This is a genomic window from Candidatus Eisenbacteria bacterium (assembly GCA_016867495.1).
Lineage (GTDB): Bacteria > Eisenbacteria > RBG-16-71-46 > CAIMUX01 > VGJL01 > VGJL01.
This window is the reverse complement of sequence record VGJL01000002.1, coordinates 1-14,951: the sequence shown is the minus strand read 5'-3', so window position 1 is coordinate 14,951 and position 14,951 is coordinate 1. Positions and strand designations below refer to the sequence as shown.

The 14,951-nt window shown below is 66.7% G+C and carries 10 protein-coding genes; 8 read left to right on the top strand and 2 right to left on the bottom strand.

All coding sequences use genetic code 11. The features are described from left to right. Positions 1 to 6 precede the first annotated feature (6 nt). From FJY88_00880 to FJY88_00870, 3 genes are all read left to right on the top strand, one after another. Positions 7 to 897, top strand: coding sequence for a zinc ABC transporter substrate-binding protein (locus FJY88_00880; GenBank protein MBM3285896.1), 891 nt, complete (start codon positions 7 to 9; stop codon positions 895 to 897). Between the two features lie 7 nt (positions 898 to 904). Further along, positions 905 to 1,735 carry a metal ABC transporter permease gene (locus FJY88_00875; protein MBM3285895.1) on the top strand — a complete coding sequence of 277 codons (831 nt, stop codon included), beginning with the start codon at positions 905 to 907 and terminating at the stop codon, positions 1,733 to 1,735. A gap of 202 nt (positions 1,736 to 1,937) precedes the next feature. Then, positions 1,938 to 2,669, top strand: coding sequence for a hypothetical protein (locus FJY88_00870; protein MBM3285894.1), 732 nt, complete (start codon positions 1,938 to 1,940; stop codon positions 2,667 to 2,669). A 1,434-nt stretch (positions 2,670 to 4,103) separates the two neighbouring features. Here the strand turns inward: FJY88_00870 and FJY88_00865 are convergent. Beyond that, positions 4,104 to 5,435 (bottom strand): aminotransferase class III-fold pyridoxal phosphate-dependent enzyme, encoded by a 1,332-nt coding sequence (locus FJY88_00865; GenBank protein ID MBM3285893.1) that lies wholly within the window; start codon positions 5,433 to 5,435, stop codon positions 4,104 to 4,106. Between FJY88_00865 and FJY88_00860 the strand changes: the two genes are divergently transcribed. Next, a complete protein-coding gene (locus FJY88_00860; protein MBM3285892.1) occupies positions 5,434 to 6,354 on the top strand; it encodes a hypothetical protein in 921 nt (306 codons plus the stop codon). The genes FJY88_00865 and FJY88_00860 overlap by 2 nt on opposite strands. 82 nt (positions 6,355 to 6,436) lie before the next feature. Here FJY88_00860 and FJY88_00855 read toward each other — a convergent pair whose 3' ends face one another. Continuing rightward, complete coding sequence (locus FJY88_00855; GenBank protein ID MBM3285891.1) at positions 6,437 to 9,736, bottom strand: hypothetical protein; 3,300 nt, start codon at positions 9,734 to 9,736, stop codon at positions 6,437 to 6,439. Positions 9,737 to 9,904: 168 nt separating this feature from the next. On the opposite strand from FJY88_00855, the gene FJY88_00850 reads away from it, so the two are divergent. The 4 genes from FJY88_00850 to FJY88_00835 form a co-directional block, all read left to right on the top strand. After that, complete coding sequence (locus FJY88_00850; GenBank protein MBM3285890.1) at positions 9,905 to 10,867, top strand: hypothetical protein; 963 nt, start codon at positions 9,905 to 9,907, stop codon at positions 10,865 to 10,867. Further along, complete coding sequence (locus FJY88_00845; GenBank protein MBM3285889.1) at positions 10,864 to 11,961, top strand: carbohydrate-binding family 9-like protein; 1,098 nt, start codon at positions 10,864 to 10,866, stop codon at positions 11,959 to 11,961. Before FJY88_00850 ends, FJY88_00845 begins: the two co-directional genes overlap by 4 nt. Positions 11,962 to 11,970: 9 nt before the next feature. Next, positions 11,971 to 13,893, top strand: a complete 1,923-nt coding sequence (locus FJY88_00840) for a sodium:solute symporter family protein (protein ID MBM3285888.1) — start codon at positions 11,971 to 11,973, stop codon at positions 13,891 to 13,893. Next, a partial coding sequence (locus tag FJY88_00835; GenBank protein MBM3285887.1) for a hypothetical protein occupies positions 13,893 to 14,951 on the top strand: 1,059 nt, incomplete at its 3' end. The genes FJY88_00840 and FJY88_00835, both read left to right, overlap by 1 nt.

The window sequence follows — 14,951 nt, the reverse complement described above, 5'->3', positions numbered from 1 at the left end:
GCGACAATGAACCGCCTCATCGCAGGGTTGCTCCTCGCGGCAGCCCTCCACGGCGCCGTCCCGGACTCCGCCCAAGGGAAGATCCGCATCGTCTCCTCGACGACCGATCTCGGGTCCATCGCCAGCCGCGTCGGCGGCGATCTGGTCGAAGTCCAGGCGATCGCCCGGCCCAACTCCGATGTCCACCGAGTGGAGGCTCTCCCGTCGCACATGGTCCGCGTCTCGCGGGCGCGCCTCTACCTCAAGGTCGGTCTGGGGCTCGACGGATGGGCCGATCCGATCATCGACGGATCGCGAAACGACGAGCTAACGGTGCTCGACTGCTCGGCCGGCCTCGAGATCCTCGAGAAGCCCGAGGGCAAGGTCGACGCCTCCATGGGCGATGTGCATCCGGGCGGCAATCCGCACTACTGGCTCGATCCCCGCAACGGCGCGATCGTCGCCTCATCGATCGCCGAGGCGCTCTCGCGAATCGACCCCGCCAACGCTCCGGCGTATCGGCAGAGGGCGGAGCGCTTCGCCGAGGAGACGGAGAAGGTCCTTGCCGAGGGACAACGCCTCCTCGCCGACATCCCGAGCCGGGACATCGTCTCCTATCACGCCTCCTGGGTCTATCTGGCGAGAGCGTTCGACCTCAACGTGAGGGGGACGATCGAGCCGATCCCCGGCATTCCCCCTCCCGGCAGACACCTGCGCGAGCTGGTCGATCTGTTCCGCCGTTCAACGATCCTGGCGGTGCTTCAGGAACCGTACTTCTCCGATGAGGCGGGTGCGTTTCTGGCCCGCGAGGCGGGAGCAAGGATCGTCAAGATCTCCCCTTCCTGCGACACGACTGAACCCGACAGCTATCTCGCGCACTTCGACACCTTCCTGCGCGCGCTCGCTGCTGCGGAGTGAGGAATCCATGATCGAAGCGATCGGCCTTCCGTTCTTCCGGACCGCATTGGCCGCGAGCGTCGTCCTCGCCGGGATCCACGCCTACCTCGGGTTCCACGTCGTGCGCCGCGGCGTGATCTTCGTGGACCTTGCGCTGGCGCAGATGGCGGCCCTGGGCGTCGCCGTCGGTGTCGTGTTGCACCTGGAGGAGAACGCAATCGCCTCCTATCTTCTCGCCGTCGCCACGACCATGGTCGGCGCTCTCTGCTTCGCCTGGCTGCGGCGCCGGCATCGGCAGATCCCGCTGGAGGCGTTCATCGGAATCGTCTTCGCCACCGCGCAGGCGGCGGTCTTCCTCGTTCTTGAGAAGTCCCCCGCCGGACCGGAGCACCTGAAGGAGACTCTGGTGGGATCGCTCTTCACCATCGCGCCCGATAAGGTCTTGAAGACAGCCATCCTGTATGCGGCGATCGGGGCGATCCACTTTCTCCTCCGCCGTCCGTTCCTCGAGATCACCAACGACCCTCGGCGGGCGGAAGAAAGAGGAAGGAACATGTTCGCGTGGGACTTCCTCTTCTATGCGCTCTTCGGCATCGTCGTCACATCCTCCGTCCAGATCGCGGGCGTATTGCTTGTCTTCGGCTTGCTCGTCATTCCGGCCGTGGCCGGCCTCATGACGACGGATCGCCCCGGCGCGGCGCTCATGATCGGCTGGATCTTCGGATTCCTCGCCTGCCTCGCGGGACTGACAGCCTCCATCAGGTTCGACACGCCCGCCGCTCCCGCGATCCTCGCCTTCCTGACTCTGTTCCTCATTCTCCTGAGCGTCGGCCTTCGACTCCGGGGTGCTGCGGCGTAGGCGGCGACGACCGCAGCCATGTTGAGACCTCCCGCCGGTTTCTGGTAGCTTTGCCGCGCGGCTGGATCGCCGATCGTCGTGACGCCGACCGGTGGGGTCGACTTGTGGGACCTGCTTGAAGAATCGACTCCCCTCGCGCATGGAGGGGGAGGAGCTTCGATGACGACCATGGGCCAGATGCCCGAGTGACACCGCGCCTACGATGCGCAACGCTCTCGTCAAGTTCTCGCACGATGGCTGGCTCGTCCGCGCCGCGCCAGGGCATGAGCGGCTGGCCCGCCTCCTGACGCGCTTCACTCCCCCTCCCCCTCCGGTCGAGCCGCTGCGCGACGACTACCGAAGCTACGTGGGCGTCTTCGAAGTCGAGGGGCGGCGTGTGGTCGCCAAGTCGCCTCGCATGAAGAACCGGGCTTCGTGGAATCGCCTCACGACTCTCCTCAGAACGGGAGAGTCCACGGCGACCGTCACCGCCTGCCTCGCGGTTCGGAGCGACGGGATCCCCGTGCCGGAGTACATCTGCTCTCTCGAACGCAGATCTCTCGGGATGATCGTTGACTCCTGGATGTTCTACCTCTTCGTCCCGGGTGTTCCGTGCGGCTCCGACCAGTACGGTCTGGTCGTGGAGTCGTTGGCCTCGCTCCATCGCGCCGGGTGGGTCCATGGGGATCCCCATATCGCGAACTTCCTCCGAGTCGGCGACGGCGTCCAGATCCTCGACTGCAGGCCGCGCCCCGCGCGCTTCGGCTCCCTGTCGGAGTGCTACGACTTCGTCCGTCTGGTCAACAGCGAGCCCGACCTGGCGCCCCATCTGGGATCGAGAGCGCGCACGCTCCCCTATCGCGTTGCCCGAGCCTACGACCGGGCCATCCACGGTTGGCGAGATGTGAAGCGCGAGGTGCGCTCGGGAATCGGAAGACCGCGCCGGCTCGGCTGAGGGCCGGGCTGACGGACGCTTCGACTTCCCCTATAGTCGGACGCAGATGCTGTGGCTCATCGTTGCGTTTGCCATCGCGATCATCGAGCAGGTCCCGGTCCTGGGCGTATCTCTCGTGGGACGGGACGAGGCGATGCTGGCCTACTTCGGCGCCCATGCATCCTCCTCATTCATCCTGTATCGCGACTTCTGGGATGTTCCCTTCCCTGGCCTGTACTACCTCTCCGCGATCTGCTTCGACCTCTGGCCGGCGCAGGGGATGACTCTCCTGCGGCTCGTCCATCTCCTGGCGCGCCTGGGCGGCTTGGTCGCGCTTCATGCGCTGATGCGCCGGAGCCTGCGCCATCCGTTCGCATCCTGCATCGTCGTGTACGCGGCCGTGGCGGGCTCGTTCTCGGTAGAAGGCCACGCGGTGGCGGCGGAGCCGTTCATGGTCCTCTGCGTCACGGCCGCGATCATCTCCCTGCGCGCGAGGAAGATCCTGCTCTTTGGAGTCCTCGTGGGCGCGGCCGGTCTCTTCAAGCAGAGCGCGCTGGCGTTCCTCGCGATTCCTTTCCTGACGACCCCGGAAGACCGGCGTAGAGCGGGCCGGGCGACGGCCGGGGCCGGACTGGTCCTGGCCGCCGCGGGGCTCCCCTTCCTGATATCAGGAGCGCTGGCCGAAGCCTTCTCCTGCGCCGTTCGCTACGTTCTCTTCGATCGCTCGGATTCCATCGGCGCTCTCGAGTCGCTCCGGCAGGCGGCGATCTTCGGCCGGCTGGCCCTTCCGATATGCGCCCCGATGGCCCTTCTCGCCTTCGCGGCGTTTCGATACCGCGAGCGCGGGGAGCTGCGCCTGTTGTGCGTATGGCTGGCGCTCGCCGCGGCCGTCGCCTTCGGGGCGGCCCGCCCGTTCCCGCACTACATCCAGCTCCTGCTCCCGCCCCTCTGCTGTCTCGCGGGGATCGGGGCGCAGGAACTGTGGAATGCCCGAAGGCGTTGGGTTCTCGCCCTCGGCGCTGTTCTTCTGCTTGCTCAGGTCGCCGTTTCGCTTAGAGGCTCGCTGGCGGGATCAGCAGGACCCTCCGCGGAGAACATCGAGATCGCCCAGGCGATTCGCGCGCGCACGGCGCCGAGCGATCCGATCCTGGTGTGGGGGCCGCGTCCCGAGATCTATGTGATCGCGGGACGATCCGCGCCCGGCCGCTTCGTGGGGCTCATGCCGATCGTTGGACCGAACGTGGACCATGCGGGCCGCCCCGGTCTGCCGGGAGCCTTGGATGAGCTTCTCGCCGATCTGTCAGCGAACCCGCCGGCGCTCGTCGTCATCTCCCCGGATCTGGAGAACTACCAGCTCCGTCAGCCTCATCTCAGACGCCTCCGGACACATGTCGATTCCCTCTACGCGCCCGCGACCAAGATCGGCAGTGCCCGGATCCTGCGCCGCCGAGAAGGTCAGCGCGGGGAGCCTTCAGCGAGCACCTCGTCGAATGTCCTGATGAACCCCTCGATGTCCGATCGCTCGATCGTCAACGCCGGGTCGATCCGCAGCACGTTCAGACCCGGCCTCCGGGCGAGGACATACCCGCGGCGGACGAGTTCTCGCTGCGTCCAGTCGGAATAGGAGGCCCCCGGGTCATCGGCCAGATCGAGGGCGATCATCAGTCCTCGCGATCGAATCTCCCTGATCCGGCTGCGGGACTCTCCGATCCCGCGGAGCCCGCTCACCAGAAGGCCGGCGATCTCCACCCCGCGCCGGATGAGGTCCTCGTCGCGGATGGCGCGCACGACCTCGAGCGCCACCGCCGCTCCCAGCGGGTCGTTCTGGTGCGACTGCGCGTACTTGACGCCTCCCTCGCCGATTCGCCTGACGACTTCAGGCGAGAACAGCGCCACGCTCACCGGATATCCGTTCCCGATCCCCTTCCCGAGCGCGATCACATCGGGAGAGAGCCCGTAGTGCTCATAGCCGAACCATCTTCCCGTCCGGCCCACTCCGGTCGTCACTTCGTTCACGAGGTAGAGCCCGCCGTCCGCGCGAACTCGCTCCACGATCCCTCTCACCAGCCGCTCGGGCGGAAACCGGACGAGCCCGGAGGAGCTTCCCGGCTCGAGCAGGAAGCCGCCGATCCGCTGAAACGGGATCGAGGCCCACCGCTCGCATCGGCTGCCGCATCCCTCGGAGTGATCGCAGTCGATGCAGCCCATCCAATCGAAGGCGAACCACTCGTCTTCCTTCCGCTTGCTCGCCGATCCGTAGGCGCCGAAGTAGGAGTCGGCCATCGTCATCAGCAAGGGGCGCTCCGAGACCGCCTGGGCCACACGGACTCCGTACTCGATCGCCTCCCCTCCCGAGCAGAGGAAGACGCATCTGCCGCCCTGCAGGCCGGCAAGGGCGAGGATCTGCCCGGCGGCCTCCTCCACGATCGCGGAGGAGTAGCAATACCCCGTGTGCGCAAGTCGCGCGGACTGCCGGACCAGCGCCCCTAGCACGCGTGGATGCCCATGCCCGATCGGCGTGCACCAGACGCCCGACTCCAGGTCGACATACCTCCTCCCCTCGGAATCGAAGAGGTGGCAGTTCTCCGCCCGCACGATGTCGGGAAGCAGGAGCTCGTGGCCGTTGTACCAGAACAGGCTGGACATCCGTTCCTCCTGGAGGTTGAGCCTCCGCAAGGGCATTCTACAACCCCGGAGCGCCTTGACTGCATCCGGGACGCTCGGCCTCGCCTCGGACGCTCGATTCTTGCGGAAGCCGGCATCCCGAGGATACTCTCGCCCTACCATGGTCTGGCCCGGAGAAAAGCGTTTCGCGTTCTCGGTCTTCGACGACACCGACCGCGCCACTCTGGAGAATGCGCGGCCGGTCTACGATCTCCTCGCGGACCTCGGCCTGCGAACGACGAAATCGGTCTGGGTCAGCCCCGGCAAGGAGGAGCATCACCTTGCCGGGATGACGTGCGAGGACGAGGCCTATCTGACCTGGCTCCTCGATCTCAAGGCGCGAGGATTCGAGATCGCCCTGCACAATGTCTCCTACGGAACCAGCTCGCGGGAGGAGACGATCCACGGTTTCGATCGGTTCCGCCAGCTCTTCGGCCACGACCCGCGAACCCTCGCGAACCACGCCGGCACCCGGGAGAGCATCTACTGGTACGACGCGCGCCTCACCGGGCCCCGCGCCCTGCTGTACAACATGCTGACCGGATTCCGGAGCGCGGGCAGGGCTCGGGGGCATGTGGAGGGAGACCCTCTCTTCTGGGGAGACATCTGCCGCGAGCGGGTCCGCTATGTTCGGAGCTTCGTCTTCCCCGGCATCGACACCATCCGCTCATGTCCTTGGATGCCCTATCACGACCCCGCCCGCCCGTATGTGAACTCCTGGTTCGCCTCCTCGCCGGGCGGGAGCTGCGCGACATTCGCGGCGACGATCTCCGAGCGCGAGCAGGATCGTCTGGAAGAGGACGGCGGGGCCTGCATCATGTATACCCACTTCGCGAACGGGTTCTATGCCGACGGCAGGCTGAATCCGCGATTCCGGCAGCTCATCGAGCGCCTCGCGAAGAAGGACGGATGCTTCCTCCCCGTCGGCGACCTCCTCGATCACATCGCCGATCAGCGAGGAGTCGTGACGATCACGCCGGCCCAGCGATCGAGGATGGAGTCCCGCTGGCTCCTCCGGAAGATCCTCGTAGGGACTGAGTGAGCCCGCGAACCCGGCATCGGCGACTCGTTCGAGAGAGGCCGGCGGGCCCATCCTATCGCGCGCGCCCGGCGGCGGGCTCCTCCTACCGCGCGCGTCGCTCGGCCCGCAGGGTCGCGATGCCCCAGGGGGGAATGGCGAAAGACCCATCGATCGGCTCGTATCGAGCCTCATCGAGATCGCTCCTATAGACCGCGCACTCCCGTCCGATCATCCCACCGAGCCGCGCCGCCCCCGGCGACTCAGACACATTGTGAAGCCTCACGAGCCATCCCGCGCCGTCCTCGAGCGGCGCGATCGATGTCAAGACGACCGTCTCGCCCTCGATCTCGAGAAGGGGCTCCGCGGAGACCTGTCCCCCGCCGGCCCGCCGGACCACCAGCGGCTGGCTCAGTTCCATGCCCGTCTTCTTGGCTCCAAGGCAACCATCGACGCGATGGGGTCTCACCGCGTAGCGCAGGTCGGCGCGGCCTTCCTGATCGGCCTTGTAGTTGGTGTGCCAGTAGTTGTTCATGGCATAGGAGAAGACCGTCTGGGTCGGCTCGATGGCCCGGCGCCACGCTCGCGTCCCCCCGGCGACCGGCGACTCGTCGGTGATCCGCCCGATCTCGACGAGCGGGACATCGAGAGCGACGAAGGTGATCCCGGCGCGATCCCCCGACAGATCGGCGGTGTTGTGCAAGCAGAAGAAGTCTCTGCACGCCCCCGGGATCTGGTCCTCCTCCGGCCGGATGAAGACCCAACCCAGGTCCAACCGGAACACCCCGCCCGGGATCCGGAAGGGGAATGCGAAGTGCACGCTCTCCTTCTCCCGGACCCTCTCCTTGTCGATCTCGTTCACGATGAGAAGTCGATCGGCGCCCGCGTGGAGCGTGTACTCGATCGCGAGCGATCTGCACCCGGGCGCTTCCGCCTCGACTCGCAGCGAAGCGACCAAGGGCCCGCTCTCCTTGACCCGCGCTCTGGCCCGCCGCGCGCCGCGCGCCCGTTCCGGCCCGTGGCCGAGCAGGTGGAGATAGGCGTTGAGACCATTGCCCGCCGCCTGATCGGCGCACTCGATGTCCGGCCGCCCCTTCAGGACGAGGCTCGAGACGGCGCCCGTCTCAGGATCCAGCGTCGCTCGGATTCGGTCGTTCTCGAGGTATGACGGCTCGACCGAGAGGACGCCGAGATCTCCCTGGAACGCGCTCCCGCGCTGCACTCGATAGCGCATCATCCCAAGCCCCGGCACGCCGGAGGCGAGAATCGCCAGATCCCCGGTCGACAGCCGCTGTGAGGGGACGGGGGCGCCGGCATCATCGAGGACGAGATCTCCCGTGTCGCAGAGATCGCGCGGGACGAGGACGACCTCCGTTCGTCTCCACGCCCGTGTGTTGAACACCTCGATGGCGCGCGATCCATCCCGTCCGGGCGCGGCCGCTCGGCCGGCCAGAGAATCGTCGAGCGAGGAACGCAGGAGACGATCGGCCCTCCGCGCTCCCTCCGCGGCCAGAGCCTCCTTCCATGCCCACTGTGCCCTCGCGTTCTCCCCGTCCGGGTCGCTCACGCTGTCGGCCGCGCCCCAGGTGTGCTCGTCGAAGAGCAGGAGATGCCGCCACGCCTCGTAGAACTCCTCGGCCGGATAGTCGTCCGCCCGCAGGATCGACCAGAGAGCCTGCGCCTGGAGGAGCCGCTCCGCCGATCTCCGGCTGACGGCCGTCTCCCTCGCGCTGGAGGCGACGCCATCCTCCCAGTAGGGAGTGAAGTCGCCGCGCACCTCGGGCAGGCGATCGCCATATCGCGCCTCGAACTCCTCGAACAGCTCCTGGGAAGTGGCGATGGCCATTCTCGGCGATTCGAACCTCTCGTTCCACGACTTGACGAAATCGGCAAGCTCCGGATCGGGCGGACCGTTGTCCCCGCCGATCGTGTACCTGACCTGGACCATCGCGTACGGGTAGCCCGCATCGGCGAGCTCGCGCATGTAGTCGAGGATCGATCGTTCGGCGGCGGAGCCGATCTTCCCCGTGTTGAGGCCGTGGAACCACGAATAGCCGCGGCCGGTCATCCAGAGCAGGACGCGCTCCGTTCCCGACGGGGAGATCCAGTAGAAGGGACGATCGCCCCATGTCTTGAGCGCGTAGCCGATCCGGTCCCCGCCGTCCGGCAGACGGGGCATGTAGTTCGGTCCGCTCGAGAGATACCTGACGCCGCCCTGCGCGAGCGCCGGGACGAGGTTCCATGTGTAGCTGGGGATGTCGGTGATCATCGCCGACGTGATGCGCACCCCGCACTCGCCCGCGAGCCTCCGCGCGAACTCCGTCAGCTTCAGGATCTCCTCCGGATGGCAGATCCCGGTCAGCTCGTTCGCGAGCAGCGCCTGCAGGCCGATCCGTCCGTCGCGCGCCGCTCGAAAGAACGACTCCTTGATCTCCGGCGGGGCCTGCCGGAGGAAGGTCTCCACGGCCCAGAGGTTCTCCACGTTCCATTTGAACCTCGCTCCGGGAGGATTGCCCGCGCTCCGCTCGGAGAGCTCGAGCGCCTGCTCGAAGTAGCCCCAGTGCTTTCTCTCGACGACCGGTTGCGGATCGGAATAGCCGATGTCCAGGTGGGAGTGAGGGAGAAGGTAGATCTCCCGCTTTTCGACGGGGCGAACGCGCGCGCGCTCCACGCGGTCCCCCTCGCCCTCGATCGATATCGTGACCTCGAGCTCCGTCTCGGCCCCGGCGGGCTCGATGGGGAGATGGAAGATGTTGTAGCCGGTCGTAAGCTCGGAGCGAATCCGCCCTCGGCTTGACTCGCTGGAGAGGCTCACCCCCCGCGGCGGACCGAGGTGGCTGACCTCGACGCGGAGGAGCTGGAGGAGCCGGCCGCCCTCCCGCACGAGAGCTTCCTCTCCCGAGGCCCGCACCCACGGCTGCAGGTCGTACTCGAAGACCATGTACCAGTCCTGGCTCTCTCCCTTCTCCCCCGTGACGCCGATCACGACCGGCTTCCCGGGCTCGATCATGGACGGCGGAAGGACGAGCCACATGAACCCGAAGAGCTCATCGAACTGATCGACCATCGTCGTCAGGAAGCGCAACCTCGCCCCATCCTCCCCCTCTATCTCCCAGCATCTCTCGGAGGCGTCCTTCCCTGTGCGGAAGCAGAGGACGGGGCGGCCCCCCACCGAGAGATGAAAGGCGTGGGCGCCCTTCTGGGTGGCGAGCCCGCACATCCAGAGGAAGGTCGAGGGGCCGGCCGCATCCACCGGAACGGGCTCGCTCTCCCACTCGATCCGCATCCCCCCATCGGTGGCTCGGACCAGGAGCGCCGTGGCGGCGTCCGGATAGGGGGAGTGGTAGGAGAGCTTCTCCCCCGAGATCGATCTCCGATAGCCGCGCAGCCAGCCGGCTCCCGGCATCCCTGACTCCTTCGCCCCCAACGACTCCGCCAAACCTCCACCTCCGGGAAGAGACCTTCGCGCCCCTGCCGGGCGCTCCACCGCCCACGAGACGATTGTGCCAGCTTGCGGCCCCTCTTTGCATCCCCGGTTGACAAACCGGCGTTCGATGCGTTTGGCTCCCTATCGATGCCACTGAGCCGCCATCCCGCGAACCCGATCCTCACACGGGCCGACATCCCGGCGAGCGAGGCTCATCTCGCCGACGTCTCGTCCGTGTTCAATCCGGGGGCGGCCCTCCTGGACGGCCGCGTGTTCCTGCTGCTCCGCGTGCAGAATCGAGGGCGCGAGACCTACCTCATGGGCGCGGATAGCGAGGACGGCGTGCGTTTCCGCGTCCGTCCGGGGGAGATCCCTCTGCGCGACCTGAGCCGCGCGGGGCGCGTCTATCACGCCTATGACCCGCGGATCACGCGAATCGAAGATGAGTGGCTCGTGGTCCTCGCCCTCGACAGGGATGACGACTGCCGCCTGGGCCTGGCCGCGACGAAGGACTTTCGCGAGCTTCGCTTCCTCGATGTCATATCTGAGGACGACAGCCGCAATGGCGCCCTCTTCCCGGAGAGAATCGGCGGGAAGTGGGCGATGCTCGAGCGCCCCAATCGGGTGCGTCCCGATGACGGCCCCCCGACCGGTGACGAGATCGTCCTCTCCTACTCCGATGATCTCCGTGTGTGGCGCCGCCGCGCGACAGTGGCCAAGGGCAGGTGGAGATACTGGGACGAGAGGATCGCGCCGGGCACGCCTCCCGTGAAGACGCGCGAGGGATGGCTCCTTCTCTACCATGGGGTGGCGACCCACTTCGCCAGCGCCAACGTCTATCAGGTCGGCGCCTTGCTCCTCGACCTCGACGATCCTTCCCGGCTCCTCGCGCGGACCCGCTACAACATCCTCGAGCCGCGCGAGCCGTACGAGATGGTCGGCCAGGTGCCGAATGTCGTCCTGCCGTGCGGATGGGTGGTCCCCGATCGAGACGCCGAGGGATTCGCGCTTCCCGAGAGCCGCGCGCTGGTCTACTACGGGGCGGCCGACACGACGGTCTGTCTTGCGACGACGACGATCGCCGAACTGCTCGAGGACTGCCGCGCATGAGGACGGTTCTGGCGCTTTGCCTCCTTCTGTCGATCTGCTCTCTCTCGCCCGCGTCATCCGCTTTTCCGACTCCCCAGATCCCCTATTCGCCGCGGCATCAGATCTGCTACAGGGCCGAGGCCCCTCCGCGCATCGATGGGAGTCCCGGCGATCCGGTGTGGGAAGCCGCTTCCTGGTCGGAGCCGTTCGTCGACATCGAGGGAGACCTCCGGCCGCTTCCGCCGTTGCGGACACGCGTCAAGATGCTCTGGGACGATCGGTGCCTGTACATTCTCGCCGAGATGGAGGAACCGCATCTCTGGGCGACCTACACGGCGCGAGACGCCGTCATCTACCACGAGAACGACTTCGAGGTCTTCCTCGATCCGGACGGCGACACCCATCTCTACTACGAGCTCGAGATCAACGCCCTGAACACCGTCTGGGATCTGCTCCTCGTCCGGCCTTACCGAGATGGCGGCCCGGCAGTCCATGGATGGGACATCGCGGGGCTCGAAACCGCCACCCTGCTCGACGGCACTCTCAACGACCCCTCCGATCTCGACGCCGGCTGGTCGGTCGAGATCGCCTTCCCGTGGGAGGCGCTGAGGGAGTGCGCCGGCCGGCCGGTTCCCCCCGCCAACGGCGATCTCTGGCGCGTCAACTTCTCCCGGGTCGAGTGGCGGCTCGACTCGGCGGATGGCGGGTACAGGAAGGTGACGGATCCTGCGACCGGCAAGCCGCTTCCTGAGGCAAACTGGGTCTGGTCTCCGCAGGGACTCATCGCGATGCACTACCCGGAGATGTGGGGATTCGTCCAGTTCTCGGCGATCCCGGCCGGAACCGGCGCGGCGCCCCCGCGCGCCGACCCGGACGATGCGCGATTCTGGGCGCTTCGTCTCCTCTACTATGCCCAGAAGGAGCGCGTCGAGCGCGGCCTGGGCTTCGCCGGCGATCTCTCCGTCCTGGCGACATCGACCTTCATCTCCGAACAGGCCATCCCCTCCGAGGCTCGGATCGCTGTCACGCCGGCCGGATTCGAGGCTTCCCTGAACGGGGCGGACGGCGCGATTCTGCATATCGATGACGCCGGGCGCGTCTGGCGGACACGATAGGGAGATCCGATGCCACTTCATGGAATCGACTGGATCATTGTCGGTCTCATGTTCGCGTTCATGGCGTCATCCGCGCTGGTCAGCCGCTCCCACGTGAGAAGCGTGGCGGACTTCCTCGCGGCCGGACGCAGCGCGGGGCGCTACCTGATCGCTGTCTCCTCGGGGGCCGCCGCGCTCGGCGCGATCACCGTGATCGGGAACCTCGAGATGAACTTCCTCGCCGGCTTCTCCATGGGCTGGTGGGGCATGACGATGGGCGTCGTGGTCCTCGTCGCGACGGCCGCGGGATGGGTCATCTATCGCTTCCGCCAGACGCGCTGCATGACGCTCGCGCAGTTCTTCGAGCATAGGTACAGCAGGCGCTTTCGGATCTTCACCGGCCTTCTCGCCTTTCTCTCGGGAATCGTGAACATGGGGATCTTCCCCGCCGTCGAGGCCCGCTTCTTCCAGTACTTCTGCGGGTTTCCCGCCGAGATCCAGATCGGACCGATCACCCTCTCCGTCTTCGCGCTTCTGATGATCCTCTTGCTGTCGATCGCGATCGGATTCCTCTTCCTGGGCGGACAGGTGGCCGTGATCGTCGCCGACTTCCTCCAGGGAGCGTTCCTCAACGCGGGGCTCCTCGTGATCGCCCTCTTCTTCCTCCTGCAAGTCGACTGGACGACGATCACCGAGACGTTACAACAAGCACCCGCAGATCAATCGCTGATCAACCCCTTTCAAACGAGCGCTCTCCGCGATTTCAACTTCTGGTACTTCCTGATCGGAGTCTTCGGATTCCTCTACTCCGCCATGTCCTGGCAGGGGACCCAGGCCTACAACGCCTCCGCGGAGAACGCCCACGAGGCGAGGATGGCGGGAATCGTGGGGCTCTGGAGGGGAATGCCGCAGGGGGTGATGCTCTCGTTCGTCCCGATCGTCGCCTACACCGTCCTCCACCATGTCGACTTCCGGTCCGTCGCCGCCTCCGTGCAGGCGCTCCTTCCGGCCGGGGAGACCGCGGCTGTCCAGAATCAGCTCAAGGTCCCGCTTGTCATGCGCATGATGCTGCCGCCCGGCCTGGTAGGGATCTTCGTCGCCATCATGCTGGCGGCCTCGATCACCACCTTCAACTCCTACCTCCACTCCTGGGGAACCATCCTCGTCCAGGATGTCATCATCCCGCTGCGCGGGCGGCCGCTCGAAACGAAGACGCATCTCCGCGTCCTGAGGCTGGCGATTCTGGGCGTGGCGGTCTTCGTCTTCTGCTTCAGCATGATCTTCAAGCAGACCCAGTACATCTTCCTCTTCTTCGCGATCACGGGAGCCATCTTCGCCGGCGGTTCGGGAGCCGTCATCATCGGAGGGCTCTACTGGAAGAGGGGATCGACCGCCGCCGCATGGACCGCGATGCTCGCGGGTTCCCTCATCTCCGTGGGTGGAATCGTCATCCATCAGTTCAAGGAGGACTTCTTCATCAACGGGCAGGAGTTCTGGGCGCTCGCGATGGGCGCCTCCGCCGTCCTGTTCGTCCTCGTCTCTCTCCTCGGCAGGCGGACCGACTTCGATCTCGACAGGCTTCTCCATCGGGGCAAGCACGCGCCGCATGGCGCGTCCGACTGGACGCGCGAACGCCGGGGCCTCCGCACCTTGTGGGCGGGACCCGACTTCACGCGCGGAGATCGCCTGATCCTGTTGCTCAACTATGTCTGGACCTTGGGCTGGTTCCTCGTCTTCGTCGTCGGGACCGTCTACAACCTGACGCACGAGGTGCGCGACGCTTCGTGGATGCGATTCTGGAGAATCCAGATCTGGATTCAGGTCGGCCTGGCCGTCGTCACGGTCGTCTGGTTCACGACGGGCGGTTTCGTCGACCTGGCACGGATGTTCCGGACCCTGCGAACGAGGCAACGCGATCACACCGATGACGGATTCGTGAGGAGGGACGCTTGATGCCGCCCCCCGCGCCGTCCGTCCACTCCCGCATCGCCCGTCTACTCCCGCGTCGCGCTCCGAACGGGGAGAGACGCATGAGGCCGCTTCCCCCGCGAATCATCGCTGACCGCTTCGTGCCGAGAACATCGCCGGCAACCGCGGCCGCGATCGTGATCGTACTCGGAACCTCGCTCGCAGCGGGAAACGCCGGGGCGCGGGAGCCGATCGACTTCCCCTCCCCCTTCGACACCGTGTCGGTCCCGATCCTGACCGGCGCCATGGTCCACTTCCACGCCGACTCGGCCGGACGCTACGCTCCGGAAGGCTTCACGGCGGAGGACGGCGGGCGCATCGTCCGCACCGCGGCCATGCTTCCCGAACCCCATCTTCCCTGCCGGGTCCACGCCCTGATCACGCTGCGCCCCACGCCCAAGAACGATCGCGAGGTGTGGGACCGCTGGGATCGCGCCGGGAACATCCGCCTCGTCGCGGAGGGGACGCCGGATCTCGAGATCGTGCGATTCGTCACTTCCTATGGCGGGCGCACCGAGCACGAGGTGGACGTCTCGGACCTCGCGCCGCTCCTCACGGGCCGGCGCGACATCCGCGCCTTCATCGACACATGGACGAGCCCCGGCTGGCGCGTCGACTTCTCCCTCCGCTACGAGCCGGACACGACCTACGACGCCCCCGCATGGGTCCTGCCCGTCCTCTACACGGACTCCTTCAATCGCAGGGATAACGGAGGCGGCATGGAAACGCGCGTCGAAGTGCCGCAGGGGCTCGCGCGGACCGTGCTGCGCTACTTCTCCACGGGGCATTGCACCGATGGAAGGGACGAGGACGAGTTCGTCTCGAAGGCGAACGTCATCTCGGTCGACGGCGTCGCGGTCGCCCGCGTCCATCCGTGGCGCGACGACTGCCGGCGCTTCCGCGACCGGAATCCCTACTGCGCGCGCTGGACGGATGGGAGCTGGTCCTCCGACTACAGCCGCAGCGGCTGGTGCCCGGGCGTGGAGGTCCTTCCGATGGAGTTCGATCTCTCGGATCACCTGACGCCGGGCCCGCACACGATC